This is a genomic window from Paracoccus spongiarum, from assembly GCF_030732095.1.
Taxonomy (GTDB): Bacteria; Pseudomonadota; Alphaproteobacteria; order Rhodobacterales; family Rhodobacteraceae; genus Paracoccus; species Paracoccus spongiarum.
This window is the reverse complement of record NZ_JAVAMQ010000002.1, coordinates 67059-81849: the sequence shown is the minus strand read 5'-3', so window position 1 is coordinate 81849 and position 14791 is coordinate 67059. Positions and strand designations below refer to the sequence as shown.

Sequence of the window (14791 nt, the reverse complement as noted above, 5' to 3'; positions counted from 1 at the left end):
CATGATGAATCCCTATCTTCAGGTGGCGATCGGCGGCGCGATCGGGGCGACGGCGCGCTATGCGGTCTATCGCGGCATCGGCTGGCACGGCCCGGGTTTCCCGGTGGCGACGGGCGTGGTCAATGTCGCAGGCAGCCTGCTGATGGGCCTCGTTGCCGCGCTGATGGCGCATCGCTGGAACACCCAGTTCGCGCCCCTGCTGCTGACCGGCGTGCTGGGCGGCTTCACGACCTTCTCGGCCTTCTCGCTGGACGCGCTGACCCTGTGGGAGCGGGGCCAGACCGTCGGCGCCGCGATCTATGTGGCTGCATCGGTGATGCTGTCGCTGGCGGCGGTCATCGCCGGGCTGGCCATCGGACGGGGGCTCTGGGCATGAGCGGCGTGCAGGTCATCACCGTGTCGGGCGACGACGGCGACATGCGGCTGGATCGCTGGCTGCGCAAGCGTTTCCCGCAGCTGACCCAGGGCGCGGTCGAGAAGATGTGCCGCACCGGCCAGCTGCGCGTCGATGGCGGCCGGGTGAAGGCCGCGACCCGCATCCAGCCGGGGCAGGAGGTCCGCGTGCCGCCCCTGCCCGAGGCGCAGCCCGTCGCGGCCCGGCCTCGTCCCATCGGCCCCGGCATCGGTCCTGACGATGCCCGGATGATCCAGGCCGCCGTGCTGTGGAAGGACGATCACATCATCGCGCTGAACAAGCCGCCGGGCCTGCCCTCGCAGGGTGGCAGCGGGCAGGGCAGCCGGCATGTGGACGGGCTGACCGGCGCGCTGATGTTCGGCTACAAGGAACGTCCCAAGCTGGTGCATCGGCTGGACAAGGACACCTCGGGCGTGCTGTTGCTGGCGCGCACCGACCGGATCGCCCGCGCCCTGTCCGAGGCGTTCCGCCTGCGCAGCACCCGCAAGATCTACTGGGCGGCCGTTGCGGGGGTCCCCAACCCGCGCAAGGGCACCATCCGCTATGGCCTCGTCAAGGCGCCGGGTCGGGGCCGCGGCGGCGAGGGCGAGAAGATGGTTGCCATCCATCCGCGCGACATCGAGGCGACCGAGGGCGCCAAGCGCGCGACCACCGATTACGCGGTTCTGGACGCGCTTGGCACCCGCGCAAGCTGGTGCGCTCTGGTGCCGATCACCGGCCGCACCCATCAGCTGCGCGCCCACATGGCCGAGCTGGGCCACCCGATCGTGGGAGACGGCAAGTATGGCGGCTCGGGGCAAGAGAACCTGGGCGACGGCTGGGGCGCGCAGCTGGGCGGCGAGGTCAGCCGCAAGCTGCACCTGCATGCCCGCAGCCTCGCCTTCGACCATCCCGTCACCGGACGGCGGATCACCCTGACCGCGCCCTTGCCCGACCACATGGCCCGCACATGGCAGATGATGGGCTGGCAGGCCGGCGACGTGCCCGAAGACCCCTTCTCGGAGGCCGAATGAAGCTGGTCGTCTTCGATGTCGACGGCACGCTGGTTGACAGCCAGCACCATATCTGCCGCGCCATGGACATCGCCTTCGAACATGCCGGGCTGGAGCCGCTGCCCTCGCCGCACGTGCTGGGCATCGTCGGGCTGTCGCTGCCGGTCGCGGTGGCCCAGCTGGCGCCCGAGGCCGACCCGCCGACGCAGGCCCGCATCGTCGCAGGCTATCGCGCCGCCTTCATGATGGCGCGCATCGCCGAGGACGCGCCGCTGTATCCCGGCGCGCTGGCCTGCCTTGATGCGCTGTCCGGGCGCGACGACATGCTGCTGGCGATCGCCACGGGCAAGTCGCGGCGCGGCCTTCTGGCGATGATCGAGGCGCATGGGCTTCAGGGGCGGTTCGTCTCGCTGCAGACGGCCGACGACCATCCCTCGAAGCCCGACCCGGCGATGCTGTTGGCCGCGCTGGCCGAAACCGGCATCGATGCGGACCGGGCGGCGATGGTCGGCGACACGTCCTTCGACATCGAGATGGCGCGGGCGGCGCGGATGACCGGCTTCGGCGTCGGCTGGGGCTATCATCCCGCCGCCGCGCTGCGGGCCGCAGGGGCCGCGATGGTCGCCGCCGATTTTGCCGCGCTGTCACGCGCCATCGAGGACTGGGCCGCATGACCGAATGGAAGGCGCGCAGGTTCTGGGCCGCCGCCGGTGTCCACCCCGACGGCGCGGCGGGCTGGCAGGTGCATCTGGACGACCGCCCGCTGCGCACGCCGGGCAAGCATGCGCTGATCCTGCCGACCGAGGCGCTGGCCGCGGCGGTGGCCGCCGAATGGGACGCGCAGGACCAGATCATCCGGCCCGCCACGATGCCGCTGACCCGCGCCGCCAACGCGGCCATCGAGAAGGTGGCCCCGCAATTCGCGGCCGTGGCCGCGATGCTTGCGGACTATGGCGGCACCGACCTGCTGTGCTACCGCGCCACCGCCCCGGACCGGCTGATCCGCCGGCAGGCCGAGGCCTGGGACCCGCTGATCGACTGGGCCGCCGCGGAACTGCACGCGCCGCTGCGCATCACCCACGGGGTGATCCCGGTGCCGCAGCCGGCCGCATCGCTGCAGCGGATGCACGACGCCGTGCTGGCGCTGGACGTCTTCGGGCTGACCGCTCTGCACGATCTCGTGACCCTGCCCGGCTCGCTGGTGCTGGGACTGGCCGTGCTGCGCGGAAGGCTGGGCGCGGACGAGGCGCATCAGCTGTCGCGGATCGACGAAGCCTTCCAGTCCGAGCAGTGGGGACAGGACGACGAGGCCGCCGAGGCCGCCGAAAACCGCCGTCAGGCGCTGCTTGTGGCAGCGCGATTCTGGTCGCTGTCGCGCCGCAGTTGAAACGTCGCGAAAGGCAAGGGTCCGCTTGACCTCACACCCCGTATCGGCACAATGCTGCTCATCCGCGGCGGTGCGGGCGGCGCAGGAAATGACGCCGCCGCGATCGTCCGGGCGATGGAAGGGACCAAGGGTAACGGGCAGGGCCGGGGCAAGCCTGCGGACGGGTCCGCAAAAGGGACAGGAATGATGAAACGCGTGATACTCGGCGCCGTGGCCGCGGCCGGACTTTCTTGCGGTCCTGCGGGCGCCGATGTCCTGGACGACATCCGCGCCCGCGACCAGCTGTCCTGCGGGGTCAATGCGGGGCTCGCGGGATTTGCGGCACCCGATGCCAACGGCAACTGGACCGGCTTCGACGTCGCCTTCTGCAAGGCGGTTGCCGCCGTGGTGCTGGGCGATCCCTCGAAGGTCAGCTTCCAGCCGACCGACCTCGCCAGCCGCTTCCAGATGCTGGCCGAGGGCAAGGTCGATCTGCTGGTGCGAAACTCGACCTGGACCTTTTCGCGCGATACGGCGCTGGAACTGGAATTCGCCGGTGTGAACTACTATGACGGCCAGGGCTTCATGGTGCGCAAGGATCTGGGCGTCACCTCGGTCAAGGAACTGAACGACGTGACGATCTGCGTGCAAAGCGGATCGACCAGCGCGCAGAACCTGGCCGATTATTTCCGCGCCAACGGGATGACCCTGAAGCAGGTCGATGTGGACAGCGATGCCGAGGGCGAGCGGCGCTATTCGGCCCGCGAATGCGAGGCCTACACCACCGACGCCTCGGGCCTCGCGGCCACGCGGGCGGCCTTTGCCGACCCCGAGAACCACATCGTGCTGCCCGAGATCATCTCCAAGGAGCCGCTTGGCCCGGTGGTCCGGCAGGACGAGGCGCGCTGGGCCGATGTGGTGCGCTGGACCCTCTTCGCGCTGATCGCGGCCGAGGAATACGGCGTCACCTCGAAGAACATCGAGGAACTCATCAAGTCCTCGGCCAACCCCGAGGTCCAGCGCCTGCTGGGCGTGACCGAGGATCTGGGCGCGATGCTGGGTCTCGACGCCGCATGGGCGCGGCGGGCGATCCAGGCCGGCGGCAATTACGGCGAGATCTTCGCCGCCAATATCGGCGAACAGACCCCGATCGGCCTTGCCCGCGGCCTGAACGCGCAATGGACTCAGGGCGGGCTGATGTACGCGCCGCCCTTCCGCTGATCCCCGGCACGTCTTACCCCGCCCGACCGTACCCCGGATCCGCGCCCGACCGCGCTGCGGGGACGCGCACGGGGGCGCAGCCCCCGGCGGCCGCAGACCCCTCGATGGGGGCGTCGGTCGCACGCCCCTCCTGCGACGCGCCGTTTCGCCTCAGTGCCGCCCGTCGAGGCGCACGAAATCCATCACGCTGCCCTCGCCGGGCTGCACCTCGGACCAGCTGTCGACCTGGAAATCCACCACAAGCGTCGCACCGGTCGGATAGCGGCGGAAGTCCGGGTCCAGCGGCGGCCGCGCCGGCAAGAGGGCCGCCAGTTCCGAAATGCCAGGATTGTGGCCGATCATCATGACCGTCGGGTGGCTGGCGGTGCGCAGGATCGTCAGCATCTTGTCGGGCCCCGCATGATACAGGCCCGGCTCGATCCGCAGCAGCGGCCGCACCTCGAGCGGCGCCCCGGCCGCCATCGCCCAGGTTTCCTGCGTGCGCCGCGCCGAGGAACACAGCACCTCCTCGGGCTCATAGCCGCGGCTGGCCATCCAGTCCCCAAGCGCCCTTGCCGAGCGGCGCCCGCGATCGTTCAGCGGCCGGTCGTGATCCGAAAGCGTCGGGTCGTCCCAGGCCGATTTGGCGTGGCGCGTCAGGATCAGGCGTCGATGTCCAAGGGGGGTCATGGGTGGAACTGCCTCATATGCCATGCCGATTGTTCGGGCAGCCTGCCACAGCCCTTGCTGAGGGGGCAAGCGCGTCTGACACGGCAGCCGGAATTCATGCAGTCAACGCCCTGCGGGCGGCTCAACCAGTCGTGGCATCGCCCGGTGTCATAGCCGGTCCGGAAGGCGTCGACCGGGCAGGCGGCAAGGCAGGGGCGGGTGCAGGTCTGGCAGGGGGCGGTCTGGCAGGGGCCGGTCGCAGCCGCAACCTCCTCCGGCGCCCGCCCCGGCAGGCGCAGCGCGGCGCGAAAGCTGACAAACAGCCCCAGGCGGTCATGCACCAGCATCCCCACCGGCGACGACCAGCAGCGACCGCTGGCCAATGCCCAGGCGACGAAGGGCGGATGCGGCGGCCCGTCCGAGGGGAACAGCGCCTGCCCGCCAAGCGCCGCGGCCCAGGGCAGCACGATCCGCCGCGACCATCGGTCCAGCGGGTCGGCCGCGCCATCGGCGAATTCGGGCGCGGCGGAAAAGATCCGCCACAAGGCCGGCCCGTCGGGGGACAGCAGGACGATCGCATCCGCGCCGTCGCGGCAGCGCCCCGCGACCACAAGCCCCGCCGGTGGGGTCAGGCGTTCGGGATCGGCCGGATCACAGCCCATCCTCGCCCTGCCGCAGCCCGCGCGGCTTGACCCGCGGCTCGGTGGTGCGGATCAGGCTTCCCGCGCCGTGTTCGGTGAACAGTTCCAGCAGGCAGGCGTTGCGCACCCGGCCATCGAGGATCACCACCGCACGCACGCCCTCGTCGATGGCCTTCAGCGCGGTTTCGGTCTTGGGGATCATCCCGCCGGCGATCTGGCCATCCTCGATCATGCTGCGGACCTGGTCGGGATGCAGCTGCGTCACCACCTGCCCGGACGCGTCCTTGACGCCCGCGACATCGGTCAGCAGCAGCAGCCGGTCGGCCCGCAGCGCCCCGGCGATGGCGCCGGCGGCAGTGTCGCCATTGACGTTGAAGGTCTCGTTGTCCTCCATGCCGGTGGCGACGGGCGCAATCACCGGGATCATTCCGGCGGTGTAGAGGTCGCGGATGATCTGCACGTTCATCTCGATCGGTCGGCCCACGAAGCCCAGTTCCGGGTCGTCCGCCTCGCACACCATCATGTCGTCATCCTTGCCGCTGATGCCCACGGCGCGGCCGCCGGCATCGTTGATCGCCTGCACGATGCGCTTGTTGACGAGGCCCGACAGCACCATCTCGACCACCTCGACGGTTTCCTTGGTGGTCACGCGCTTGCCGCGCACGAAGCGGCTTTCGATGCCCAGCCTGTCCAGCAACTGGTTGATCATCGGGCCGCCGCCATGACAGACCACGGGGTTCATGCCGACCTGCTTCATCAGCACGATGTCGCGGGCGAATTCGGCCATCGCGTCATCGTCGCCCATCGCGTTGCCGCCGAATTTCACCACCACCACGGCCCCGGAATAGCGTTGCAGATAGGGCAGGGCCTCGGACAGCGTGCGGGCGGTGGCGATCCAGTCACGGTTCATGTTCTGCGTTCTCATCCTCGGGGTCCCTTGCCGACGGGCGGACCCTAGGACGCGGGGCGCGATCAGTCCAGCCCGGCGATGATCGCGCGCAGCGTGGCGATGCCCTGCCCACCCTCGGAGGAGGTGACCACCAGTTCCGGGAAGGCGGCGGGGTGTTTCTGCAATTCGGCCTCGACCTGCTCCAGCACCGGCCTGATGGCGTTGGGCCCCAGCTTGTCGGCCTTGGTCAGCACCACCTGGAACGGCACGGCCGAGCGGTCCAGCAGCGTCATGATCTCGTGATCGACGGGCTTCACGCCGTGGCGCGAATCGATCAGGCAGAAGGCGCGCCGCAGCGTCGGCCGACCGGCGAGATAGGACTTCAGCAGCGCCTGCCACCTGGCGACCACCGCCACCGGCGCCCTGGCAAAGCCATAGCCGGGCAGGTCGACCAGATAGCTGCGTTCGCCCAGGGTGAAATAGTTGATCTCCTGCGTGCGGCCGGGCGTGTTCGAGGCCCGCGCGATCCCCTTGCGCCCGGTCAGCGCGTTGATCAGGCTGGACTTGCCGACATTGCTTCGGCCGGCAAAGCAGACTTCGGGACGGTCGGCCGGCGGCAGCCCGTCCATGTGGACGACGCCCTTGAGGAAATCGACCGGCCCCGCGAACAGCAGGCGGGCGGCCTCGGCCGGTCCGGCCTCGGGCTCGGGCGCGACCGGGAAGGCCACCTTCATGCCGTCACCTCGTCGCCGGTCTCGATGTCGCCACCCGTCACCACCTCGGCAAAGATGCCGAAATCGGTGTGGCCATACTGTTCCTCAAGCGTTTTCAGCATGTCGATGTCGCGCCGACCCGTCCGGGTGCTGGCGCTGGTCGCCTCGCAGCGGCCGATGTGGGCAGTCACGCGCAACTCGACCGCGCCGATGCGGATCACCCGGCCGATCAGGTCGCGCTCCGCGAAGGGCGCCCAGCCCTCGACCCACAGATTGCCGCGCCAGCGGTCGAGGCCAAGCGGCTGTCCGGCGCGGGCTTCCAGATCGACCAGGCTCGACAGCGACAGGATCGAGATCCAGGGCCATTTCTGGTCGGTCCAGATCGCCGCGCCGCGCACCAGCCGCGTGGGCGGCGCGGCCTCGGCGGGCCACAGCGGGGCCAGCCAGTCGATCAGCCGCGCGGATTCGGTCTCGGGGTCGAAGTCCAGATCGGGCCGGTCGGGGTGGCGCAGCGATAGCCGCGCGCCCTGCCAGCCGCCCCGGATCGCCTGCACCGGCGCCGCGGCGACGCCCCGCACGAAGCAGGATTTCGGCAGCCAGCGATCGGGCTGCCCGCCGGTCTGGCTGGCCTGCGCATTGCGTTCGCCGGCTTCGGTCAGGACCGCCCATTCGCGGTCGCCCGGCAGGCGGCGCGCCGCGCGCAGGCTGACCCGGCCCAGCCCCTCGCCGCCGATCGACTTGATCGGATGACGGTGGATATGGGCCAGGCGGGCGATCACTTGCCCTTGTCCCTGGCGGCTTCCTTCTTGGGCCGTTTCGGGACCGAGGCCTTGATGTTGCCGAAGAAGTCGGGGCGGTGGCCATGCATCGTCATGATCGAATACTGCTGGACGATGGTGATCAGGTTGTTGGTGATCCAGTACAGCACCAGCCCCGATGCAAAGCCGCCCAGCATGAACATGAAGATCCACGGCATCCACGCAAAGATCATCTTCTGCGCCGGATCGGCGGGGGCGGGGTTCAGCTTCTGCTGCATCCACATGCTGATGCCCAGCACGATGGCCAGCGCCGGCAGCGACAGCGAGTGCAGCAGCGTGCCCTGCGCGGGCGGCGCAAAGGGCAGCAGCCCGAACAGGTTCAGCAGGCTGGACGGATCGGGCGCGGCAAGGTCGCGGATCCAGCCGATCCAGGGGGCGTGGCGCAGTTCGATGGTGACGAAGATCACCTTGTAGAGCGCGAAGAAGATCGGGATCTGCAGCAGCACCGGAAGGCAGCCCGCGGCGGGGTTCACCTTCTGGGACTTGTAAAGCTCCATCACCTCTTTCTGGTACTTCATCCGGTCGTCGCCGGTGCGTTCCTTGATTGCCTCCATCTGCGGCTGCAATTCCTTCATCTTGGCCATCGAGATGTAGGATTTGCGGGCCAGCGGGAAGACCAGCAGCTTGAGGATGAAGGTCAGCGCGATGATCGACCAGCCCATGTTGCCGATGAAGCCGTTCAGCCAGTGCAGCAGCCGGAAGATCGGCTTGGTGAGGAAATAGAACCAGCCCCAGTCGATCGAGTCGACGAATCTCTGGATGCCAGGGCTTTCCTCGTAGCCGCTCACGACCTCCCAGACCTTCGCGCCCGCGAACAGGTAGCCCTGCGAGGTGAACTCGCCGCCCGGCGCCACCGTCTGCATCGGATAGCGGGCCTCGGCCTGGAAGATGTCGGCGCCGTCGGCGTATTTCACCACGGCGCTGAAGGGCTGGCCGGGGGCGGGGGCGAGGGTGGTCATCCAGTATTTGTCGGTAAAGCCGATCCAGCCGTTCTCGTTGACCTCGATGACCTCGGCGCGACCCTCGCGGTCGACCGGTTCAAGATCGACGATGTTCTTGTATTTCAACTCGATCAGCTGACCGTCATGCATCCCCACCGCACCCTCGTGCAGCACGAAGAAGTTCTGCGTGTCGGGGCGGCCGTGCCGGGCGATGATTCCGTAGGGCGCGGCGTTGAAGGCGCTGTCGCCGTTGTTCTGCACGCTTTGCGAGACGGTGAACAGATAGTTGTCGTCCAGTTCGAAGCTGCGGCGGAACACCTGGCCCGCGCCGTTGTCCCAGACCAGGGTGACAGGCTGGCCCGGCGACAGCACCTCGCCCGATTCCCGTTCCCAGACCGTCGAGGGGCCGGGCACCAGCGCCGGGTCGGTGCCCGCGCCCGGGGTCCAGCCATAGACCGCGTAATAGGGCTTTGCGCCGGCCGCGGCGATCGACGGATCGGCCGTCGCCGACGAGGGCGCCAGCAGTCGCACATCGGCCGAGCCGGCATCCAGCGTCTCGCGATAGCGCGTCAGCAGCAGGTCGTCGATCCGCCCGCCGGCCAGCGAGATCGACCCGCTCAGCGCGGGCGACTCGATCCGGACGCGCCCGGCGCGCAGGGTTTCGGGGCTGGTGGCCGCGTCGCCCAGTTCCGCGGGCGCGCCGCCCGCCGAGGGTGTTGCGGGCGCGGCGGCGCTGTCTGCCGCGATCTGCTGCGAGGCGGGCGCATCGGCGGTCTGCTCGACCGGCGGCTCGGGCGCAAAGACAGTATACCAGATCAGGATCACCACGAACGACAGCACTGTCGCCAGGATCAGATTGCGGTTGTTGTCTTCCATACCCTCACCACTGTCAGCGCGTCAGTCGCGCCGGTTCAACAGAAGGGGGCATCAAAGGTCAAGCGCATTTGCCCCTTGCCCTGTCTTTCCCTGCCGAAATCGGCTGCGGCGGCCCTGCCCGCGAGGCTGCCGGGGCAGGGCCGCGGTGACGGGGCTTGCGGTGACGGGGCTTCCGGTGACGGGGGTTGCGCCGGCCCGATTAATCGACAATACATGAACTATGGAAAAGACACGTGCCCTCGACTCGCTTTCGGCCCTGGCCCATGACACGCGCCTCGACGTGTTCCGGCAACTGATCCAGGCCGGACCCGAGGGCATGGCCGCCGGCGAGATCGCCACCGCCTGCGCGATCCGCCCCAATACCCTGTCGAACAACCTTGCCATCCTGTCGGCGGCGGGGCTGGTGCGGTCGGTCCGTGAGGGACGCTCGATCCGCTATTTCGCCGAGATGGAGGCGATGCGCGGACTTCTGGTCTTCCTCTTGCAGGATTGCTGCGGCGGCCGGCCCGAGCTTTGCCAGCCGGTCGTGGACCAGATTGCCTGCAACTGCTGAGGTCAGCCATGTCGGATACGATCTACAACGTCCTGTTTCTCTGCACCGGAAACTCTGCCCGCTCGATCCTGGCCGAGTCGATCCTGAACCGCGAGGGCGCGGGCAGGTTCCGCGGCTATTCGGCCGGATCCTGGCCAAAGGGCGAGGTCAACCCGCTGGCGCTGGACCTGCTGCGCCGCGAGGGCCACCCCACCAAGGGGCTGCGCTCGAAAAGCTGGGACGAATTCGCAGGCCCGGACGCGCCGCAGATGCAGTTCGTCTTCACCGTCTGCGACGATGCCGCGGGCGAGACCTGCCCGGTCTGGCCCGGCCATCCGATGACAGCGCATTGGGGCATGTCCGATCCGGCCGCCGTGACCGGCGGCGAGGCCGAGCGCGCCCTGGCCTTTGCCGACACCTACCGGATGCTGCGCAACCGCATCGGCATCTTCACCAATCTGCCGGTCGACTCGCTGGATCGACTGTCGCTGCAGGCGCGCGTGGACCAGATCGGCAAGACCGACGCCGAACCCGCCACGACCTGAGGACAGCATGACAGACAGCACCGCCGACATCCGCCCGGACTCAAGCCCGCTTGGCACCTTCGAACGCTGGCTGACCCTGTGGGTCGCTCTGGCGATGGGGGCGGGGCTTGTCCTCGGGATCGTGGCGCCCGGCCTTGTCGGCGCCATCGCCGGGGCCGAGGTCGCCTCGATCAACCTCGTCGTGGCGGTGCTGATCTGGGCGATGGTCTATCCGATGATGGTCAATGTCGATTTCGGCGCCGTGGCGGGCGTCGCGCGGCAGCCGGGCGGGCTGATGATCACGCTGGCGGTGAACTGGCTCATCAAGCCCTTCACGATGGCGGCGCTGGCGGTGCTGTTCTTCGAGCATGTCTTCGCGTCCCGGATCGCGCCCGAGGATGCCGCGCAATACATCGCGGGGCTGATCCTGCTGGGCGCCGCGCCCTGCACGGCGATGGTGTTCGTGTGGGCGCAACTGACCCGGGGCGATGCCACCTACACGCTGGTGCAGGTGTCGGTGAACGACCTCATCATGGTCGTGGCCTTCGCGCCCATCGTGGCCTTCCTGCTGGGCGTGACCGAGATCGCGGTGCCCTGGCAGACGCTGGTTCTGGCGACGCTGCTGTATGTGGTGCTGCCCCTGGTCGCGGGGCTTGTGACGCGCCGCGCGCTGGCCGGCCCCGAGGCGATCGCGGCGTTTACCGCGCGCATCAAGCCGCTGTCGATGATGGGGCTGATCGCCACCGTCGCGATCCTCTTCGGCCTTCAGGGCGAGGCGATCCTGAACCGGCCGCTGCTGATCCTGCTGATCGCGGTGCCGATCCTGATCCAGAGCTATGCGATGTTCGCGCTGGCCTATGGCGCGGCCTGGGCGCTGAAGGTGCCGCACCGCGTCGCGGCGCCCTGCGCCCTGATCGGCACCTCCAACTTCTTCGAGCTGGCGGTCGCGGTGGCGATCAGCCTTTTCGGCCTGAATTCGGGCGCGGCCCTGGCCACGGTGGTCGGCGTGCTGGTCGAGGTGCCGGTGATGCTGTCGCTGGTCGCCATTGCCAACCGCACGCGCCGGCATTTTCCCGCGGGGACGCCATGATCGTCATTCACCACAACCCCGCCTGCGGCACCTCGCGCAACGTGCTTGCCGTGATCCGCGCCTCGGGCGCCGAGCCGGTGGTGATCGACTACCTCACCGAGGGCTGGACGCGGCCGCAGCTACTGGCGCTGTTCGCCGCGGCCGGACTGACGCCCCGGCAGGCGCTGCGCAGGACGAAATCACCTGCCGCCGAACTGGGCCTTCTGGACGAGGCTGTGGGTGACGAGGCGATCATCGCGGCGATGATCGAGCATCCCGTGCTGGTGAACCGGCCCATCGTCGCCTCGCCGAAAGGCGTGCGGCTGTGCCGGCCGTCGCAGGCGGTGCTGCCGCTGCTGGAGAGGCTTCCCGCCGGGCCGCTTTACAAGGAGGATGGCGAGATGATCCTGAACGAGCGGGGGGAATTCCTTGACTGACATGCCGAACCTCGACCCGGACGCCTTTCGCACCGTGGACGCCGACAGCCTGTTTCCGGCCCGCCGCAGCACCCATCCGCCGCGCATCCTGATCCTCTACGGCTCGTTGCGGGCCCGCAGCTTCTCGCGCCATGCCGCCGAGGAGGCCGCACGTCTGCTGACCGCCTTCGGCGCCGAGCTTCGGCTGTTCGATCCGCGCGGCCTGCCACTGCCCGATGCGGTCGAGGCCGACCATCCGAAGGTCGCCGAACTGCGCGATCTGGTGGGCTGGTGCGAGGGGATGGTCTGGTCCTCGCCCGAACGCCACGGCGCCATGTCGGGGGTGATGAAGGCGCAGATCGACTGGATTCCGCTGTCGCTGGGTGGGGTCCGGCCGACGCAGGGCAAGACGCTGGCGGTGATGCAGGTCTGTGGCGGCAGCCAAAGCTTCAACACCGTGAACCAGCTGCGCGTTCTGGGTCGCTGGATGCGGCTGCTGACCATCCCCAACCAGTCCTCGGTCGCCAAGGCCTGGGACGAATTCGACGAGGCCGGGCGGATGAAGCCCTCGGCCTATTACGACCGGATCGTGGACGTGATGGAAGAGCTGGTCCGCTTTACCCTGCTGACCCGCGACATCCGCGACGATCTTGTGGACCGCTATTCCGAACGCGTCGAAAGCCACGCGGCGCTGTCGGCGCGGGTCAACCAGGCCAAGGCGGTCTGACGCCGCGCCCGCCCCCGCTAGGGGGCCGGCGCGGGCGCTTGCCGCGTGCAGGGCGGCGGCGGGCTCAGCAGGCCGTTGCCGAAGGTCGCGTCACGACCGCTTGGCCCCAGGTCGCGGGCCGCGCCGGTCATCCGCGCGCGCAATTCGTCCGGGCTCAGCGTCGGCTGCTGCTGCAGCCACAGCGCCGCGGCGGCGGTCACGAAGGGCACGGCATAGGATGTGCCGGTCTTGGTACGCGCACCGCTGACCGAGGCGGCGGTCCAGACATCAACCCCCGGCGCGGCCAGGTCGATATAGTCTCCGCGATTGGCCCGGCGATAGACCTGACCGCGCCGGTCCACTGCGGTCACGGCCAGCACCGAGTCATAGGCGGCGGGATAGGCCGGTTCGGCGCGCGGGCCGAAATTGCCGGCCGCGGCCACCATGATCACGTCGCGTTCGGCCAGCAATCCGATCTGGCGTTCCAGTTCGTCGTTGGGCGGGCCGGCCAGCGACAGGTTGACGATCCGCACCTGCTGCGCGGCCAGGTAGTCCAGCGCGTCGATCAGCGCGAAGGCGTCGGTGCGCTCGTCCGACCGGACCTTGCTGAAGGCATCCACGGCGACCAGGTCCGCGCCCGGCACGAGGCCGGGGCTGCGGCTGTCCTCGTCGCCGACCAGCAGCGCGGCGACCGCGGTGCCGTGCAGCGCGTCCGAGGGCTGTGCGCCGTCACCCAGCCGATGCACCCTCAGCCGGGCGCTGCGGAAGGCGATGTGATCCTCGTTCAGGCCGGTGTCGACCATGCCGATGCGCGGCAGCGGCCCGCAGCCCGACGCCGAGACCCAGCCGATCATCTCGCGCATCAGGCATTGCCGTCCGGGGCAGGGGCCGCCATCTTCGGCCTGCCCGGTGCGATAGAAATGGTTGAAATCGGCGGCCGGGGCCGAGGCCAGCTGGCGGACCCGGCCGCGCGCGGCCTGCATGCCGAGGGCCGCGGGCTTGCGCAGCCGCAACAGGCTTTCGCCGCCGGTCAGCACGCGGCGCTGGATGACCTCGAAGCCCTCGGCCTGCAGGGTCGCGAGGTCGGGCTCGTCGAGGCCGCGCGCCAGGATCTCGTTGGCGGCCCGGCGCGGCGGCGGCGGGGCCGGCTGGGCGCGCGGCGGGGCGGGCGCGCGGGCGCGCCGCCGCGGCTGGGCGTCGTCGTCGTCGTCGTCCGAGCCGCGCCGCAGCCTGCGCCCTTCGCCCTCATCGTCGTCGTCATCGGCATGGGCCGCGGCCAGCAGCGTCAGCCGCCCGAAGTCGTGCTGCGGCTGCAGCGCCAGCATCAGCGTGGCGGTCAGGGCTGCGACGATAAACTTGGACATGGGACCTCCGGTTATGCAACCTGTCTGGACAGCTACGCGTTGGCGCGACAATTATTCCACGAATTTATTGGCATCTGCACAAGGCAAAGTGAATGGACGCAGCCTTCGGCGAAGACCTGATCCGGCTGCTGCCCAACCTGCGGCGCTATGCGCTGTCGCTGACGCGGCGACCCGATCTTGCCGAGGACCTCGTCCAGATCACGGTCGAGCGCGCGATCGCCGCCTCTGGCAGTTTCCAGCCCGGCGCACAGCTGGCGCCCTGGCTTCTGCGCATCGCCCGCAATGCCTTCATCGACATGACCCGCCGCCAGAAAAGCGAGGGCAGCCGGGTCGACATCCACGAGTTTCCCGATGCCGTGGCCACCGATGGCGAGGCCGCGATCGAGGCGCGGCTGATGCTGCAGGCCACCCGCCGCGCGATGCAGGACCTGCCCGAGGATCAGCGCGAGATCCTGCACCTGGTCTGCATTCAGGACCTCAGCTATGCCGAGGCCGCCGAGGTGCTGGACATTCCAAGGGGCACGGTCATGAGCCGGCTGTCGCGCGCAAGGCTGGCCCTGGCGCAGGCCCTTGGCCTAAAGTGACGGTGATGTGGCGATGGCAGGAATATATCAGGGCCCGGCGCGTAGGCCCGGCATGACCCGCCAGAGACGAGGATGC

18 protein-coding genes are annotated in these 14791 nt (G+C 69.3%); 11 read left to right on the top strand and 7 right to left on the bottom strand.

The features are described 5' to 3' along the window. Position 1 precedes the first annotated feature (1 nt). From crcB to Q5Y72_RS02410, 5 genes are all read left to right on the top strand, one after another. A complete protein-coding gene (gene crcB / locus Q5Y72_RS02430) occupies positions 2-376 on the top strand; it encodes a fluoride efflux transporter CrcB (protein WP_305961825.1) in 375 nt (124 codons plus the stop codon). Then, positions 373-1428 carry an RluA family pseudouridine synthase gene (locus Q5Y72_RS02425; RefSeq protein WP_305961824.1) on the top strand — a complete coding sequence of 352 codons (1056 nt, stop codon included), beginning with the start codon at positions 373-375 and terminating at the stop codon, positions 1426-1428. The genes crcB and Q5Y72_RS02425 overlap by 4 nt, the downstream gene beginning before the upstream one ends. Then, the gene (locus tag Q5Y72_RS02420) at positions 1425-2081 is read left to right on the top strand and encodes an HAD-IA family hydrolase (protein ID WP_305961823.1); all 657 of its coding nucleotides are present in this window, start codon (positions 1425-1427) and stop codon (positions 2079-2081) included. Before Q5Y72_RS02425 ends, Q5Y72_RS02420 begins: the two co-directional genes overlap by 4 nt. Next, complete coding sequence (locus Q5Y72_RS02415) at positions 2078-2794, top strand: ATP12 family chaperone protein (protein ID WP_305961822.1); 717 nt, start codon at positions 2078-2080, stop codon at positions 2792-2794. The genes Q5Y72_RS02420 and Q5Y72_RS02415 overlap by 4 nt, the downstream gene beginning before the upstream one ends. Before the next feature lie 183 nt (positions 2795-2977). After that, a complete protein-coding gene (locus tag Q5Y72_RS02410) occupies positions 2978-3994 on the top strand; it encodes an amino acid ABC transporter substrate-binding protein (RefSeq protein WP_305961821.1) in 1017 nt (338 codons plus the stop codon). Between the two features lie 150 nt (positions 3995-4144). Here Q5Y72_RS02410 and Q5Y72_RS02405 read toward each other — a convergent pair whose 3' ends face one another. The 6 genes from Q5Y72_RS02405 to yidC all read right to left on the bottom strand — a co-directional run bounded on the left by Q5Y72_RS02405 (position 4145) and on the right by yidC (position 9520). Beyond that, the gene (locus tag Q5Y72_RS02405; protein ID WP_305961820.1) at positions 4145-4663 is read right to left on the bottom strand and encodes a SixA phosphatase family protein; all 519 of its coding nucleotides are present in this window, start codon (positions 4661-4663) and stop codon (positions 4145-4147) included. After that, entirely contained in the window at positions 4660-5304 is a 645-nt protein-coding gene (locus tag Q5Y72_RS02400; RefSeq protein WP_305961819.1) for a ferredoxin, read from the bottom strand. Before Q5Y72_RS02400 ends, Q5Y72_RS02405 begins: the two co-directional genes overlap by 4 nt. Next, on the bottom strand, positions 5294-6193 hold the full coding sequence (argB, locus tag Q5Y72_RS02395) for an acetylglutamate kinase (RefSeq protein ID WP_305962075.1): 900 nt from the start codon (positions 6191-6193) through the stop codon (positions 5294-5296). Before argB ends, Q5Y72_RS02400 begins: the two co-directional genes overlap by 11 nt. Before the next feature lie 62 nt (positions 6194-6255). Then, a complete protein-coding gene (gene yihA / locus Q5Y72_RS02390) occupies positions 6256-6906 on the bottom strand; it encodes a ribosome biogenesis GTP-binding protein YihA/YsxC (protein WP_305961818.1) in 651 nt (216 codons plus the stop codon). Further along, positions 6903-7664 (bottom strand): MOSC domain-containing protein, encoded by a 762-nt coding sequence (locus Q5Y72_RS02385; protein ID WP_305961817.1) that lies wholly within the window; start codon positions 7662-7664, stop codon positions 6903-6905. Before Q5Y72_RS02385 ends, yihA begins: the two co-directional genes overlap by 4 nt. Beyond that, positions 7661-9520: a membrane protein insertase YidC gene (gene yidC / locus Q5Y72_RS02380; RefSeq protein ID WP_305961816.1), complete on the bottom strand. Its 1860-nt coding sequence runs from the start codon at positions 9518-9520 to the stop codon at positions 7661-7663. The genes Q5Y72_RS02385 and yidC overlap by 4 nt, the downstream gene beginning before the upstream one ends. 220 nt (positions 9521-9740) lie before the next feature. Here yidC and Q5Y72_RS02375 point away from each other — a divergent pair, with 220 nt between their 5' ends. Genes Q5Y72_RS02375 through arsH form a run of 5 tightly spaced genes read left to right on the top strand, consistent with a single transcriptional unit; the run spans position 9741 to position 12788 of the window. Next, entirely contained in the window at positions 9741-10073 is a 333-nt protein-coding gene (locus tag Q5Y72_RS02375; protein ID WP_305961815.1) for an ArsR/SmtB family transcription factor, read from the top strand. A gap of 8 nt (positions 10074-10081) precedes the next feature. After that, positions 10082-10597: an arsenate reductase ArsC gene (locus Q5Y72_RS02370; RefSeq protein WP_305961814.1), complete on the top strand. Its 516-nt coding sequence runs from the start codon at positions 10082-10084 to the stop codon at positions 10595-10597. 7 nt (positions 10598-10604) lie between these two features. Further along, positions 10605-11666 carry an ACR3 family arsenite efflux transporter gene (gene arsB / locus Q5Y72_RS02365; RefSeq protein WP_305961813.1) on the top strand — a complete coding sequence of 354 codons (1062 nt, stop codon included), beginning with the start codon at positions 10605-10607 and terminating at the stop codon, positions 11664-11666. Next, the gene (locus Q5Y72_RS02360) at positions 11663-12082 is read left to right on the top strand and encodes an arsenate reductase family protein (protein ID WP_305961812.1); all 420 of its coding nucleotides are present in this window, start codon (positions 11663-11665) and stop codon (positions 12080-12082) included. Before arsB ends, Q5Y72_RS02360 begins: the two co-directional genes overlap by 4 nt. Before the next feature lies 1 nt (position 12083). Next, positions 12084-12788, top strand: coding sequence for an arsenical resistance protein ArsH (gene arsH / locus Q5Y72_RS02355; protein WP_305962074.1), 705 nt, complete (start codon positions 12084-12086; stop codon positions 12786-12788). Positions 12789-12805: 17 nt separating this feature from the next. Here arsH and Q5Y72_RS02350 read toward each other — a convergent pair whose 3' ends face one another. Next, positions 12806-14131 (bottom strand): S8 family serine peptidase, encoded by a 1326-nt coding sequence (locus Q5Y72_RS02350; protein ID WP_305961811.1) that lies wholly within the window; start codon positions 14129-14131, stop codon positions 12806-12808. Positions 14132-14223: 92 nt separating this feature from the next. On the opposite strand from Q5Y72_RS02350, the gene Q5Y72_RS02345 reads away from it, so the two are divergent. Beyond that, positions 14224-14715 (top strand): RNA polymerase sigma factor, encoded by a 492-nt coding sequence (locus tag Q5Y72_RS02345; RefSeq protein ID WP_305961810.1) that lies wholly within the window; start codon positions 14224-14226, stop codon positions 14713-14715. Positions 14716-14791 lie beyond the last annotated feature (76 nt).

Bases quoted from the DNA above. Each gene is read 5' to 3' on its own strand.
- Q5Y72_RS02420 (WP_305961823.1), top strand. From the start codon at position 1,425: ATGAAGCTGGTCGTCTTCGATGTCGACGGCACGCTGGTTGACAGCCAG.
- arsH (WP_305962074.1), top strand. From the start codon at position 12,084: ATGCCGAACCTCGACCCGGACGCCTTTCGCACCGTGGACGCCGACAGC.
- Q5Y72_RS02405 (WP_305961820.1), bottom strand. From the start codon at position 4,663: ATGACCCCCCTTGGACATCGACGCCTGATCCTGACGCGCCACGCCAAA.
- Q5Y72_RS02375 (WP_305961815.1), top strand. From the start codon at position 9,741: ATGGAAAAGACACGTGCCCTCGACTCGCTTTCGGCCCTGGCCCATGAC.
- Q5Y72_RS02400 (WP_305961819.1), bottom strand. From the start codon at position 5,304: ATGGGCTGTGATCCGGCCGATCCCGAACGCCTGACCCCACCGGCGGGG.
- arsB (WP_305961813.1), top strand. From the start codon at position 10,605: ATGACAGACAGCACCGCCGACATCCGCCCGGACTCAAGCCCGCTTGGC.
- Q5Y72_RS02360 (WP_305961812.1), top strand. From the start codon at position 11,663: ATGATCGTCATTCACCACAACCCCGCCTGCGGCACCTCGCGCAACGTG.
- crcB (WP_305961825.1), top strand. From the start codon at position 2: ATGATGAATCCCTATCTTCAGGTGGCGATCGGCGGCGCGATCGGGGCG.
- Q5Y72_RS02345 (WP_305961810.1), top strand. From the start codon at position 14,224: ATGGACGCAGCCTTCGGCGAAGACCTGATCCGGCTGCTGCCCAACCTG.
- yidC (WP_305961816.1), bottom strand. From the start codon at position 9,520: ATGGAAGACAACAACCGCAATCTGATCCTGGCGACAGTGCTGTCGTTC.
- argB (WP_305962075.1), bottom strand. From the start codon at position 6,193: ATGAACCGTGACTGGATCGCCACCGCCCGCACGCTGTCCGAGGCCCTG.
- Q5Y72_RS02350 (WP_305961811.1), bottom strand. From the start codon at position 14,131: ATGTCCAAGTTTATCGTCGCAGCCCTGACCGCCACGCTGATGCTGGCG.
- Q5Y72_RS02425 (WP_305961824.1), top strand. From the start codon at position 373: ATGAGCGGCGTGCAGGTCATCACCGTGTCGGGCGACGACGGCGACATG.
- Q5Y72_RS02415 (WP_305961822.1), top strand. From the start codon at position 2,078: ATGACCGAATGGAAGGCGCGCAGGTTCTGGGCCGCCGCCGGTGTCCAC.
- Q5Y72_RS02370 (WP_305961814.1), top strand. From the start codon at position 10,082: ATGTCGGATACGATCTACAACGTCCTGTTTCTCTGCACCGGAAACTCT.
- Q5Y72_RS02410 (WP_305961821.1), top strand. From the start codon at position 2,978: ATGATGAAACGCGTGATACTCGGCGCCGTGGCCGCGGCCGGACTTTCT.
- yihA (WP_305961818.1), bottom strand. From the start codon at position 6,906: ATGAAGGTGGCCTTCCCGGTCGCGCCCGAGCCCGAGGCCGGACCGGCC.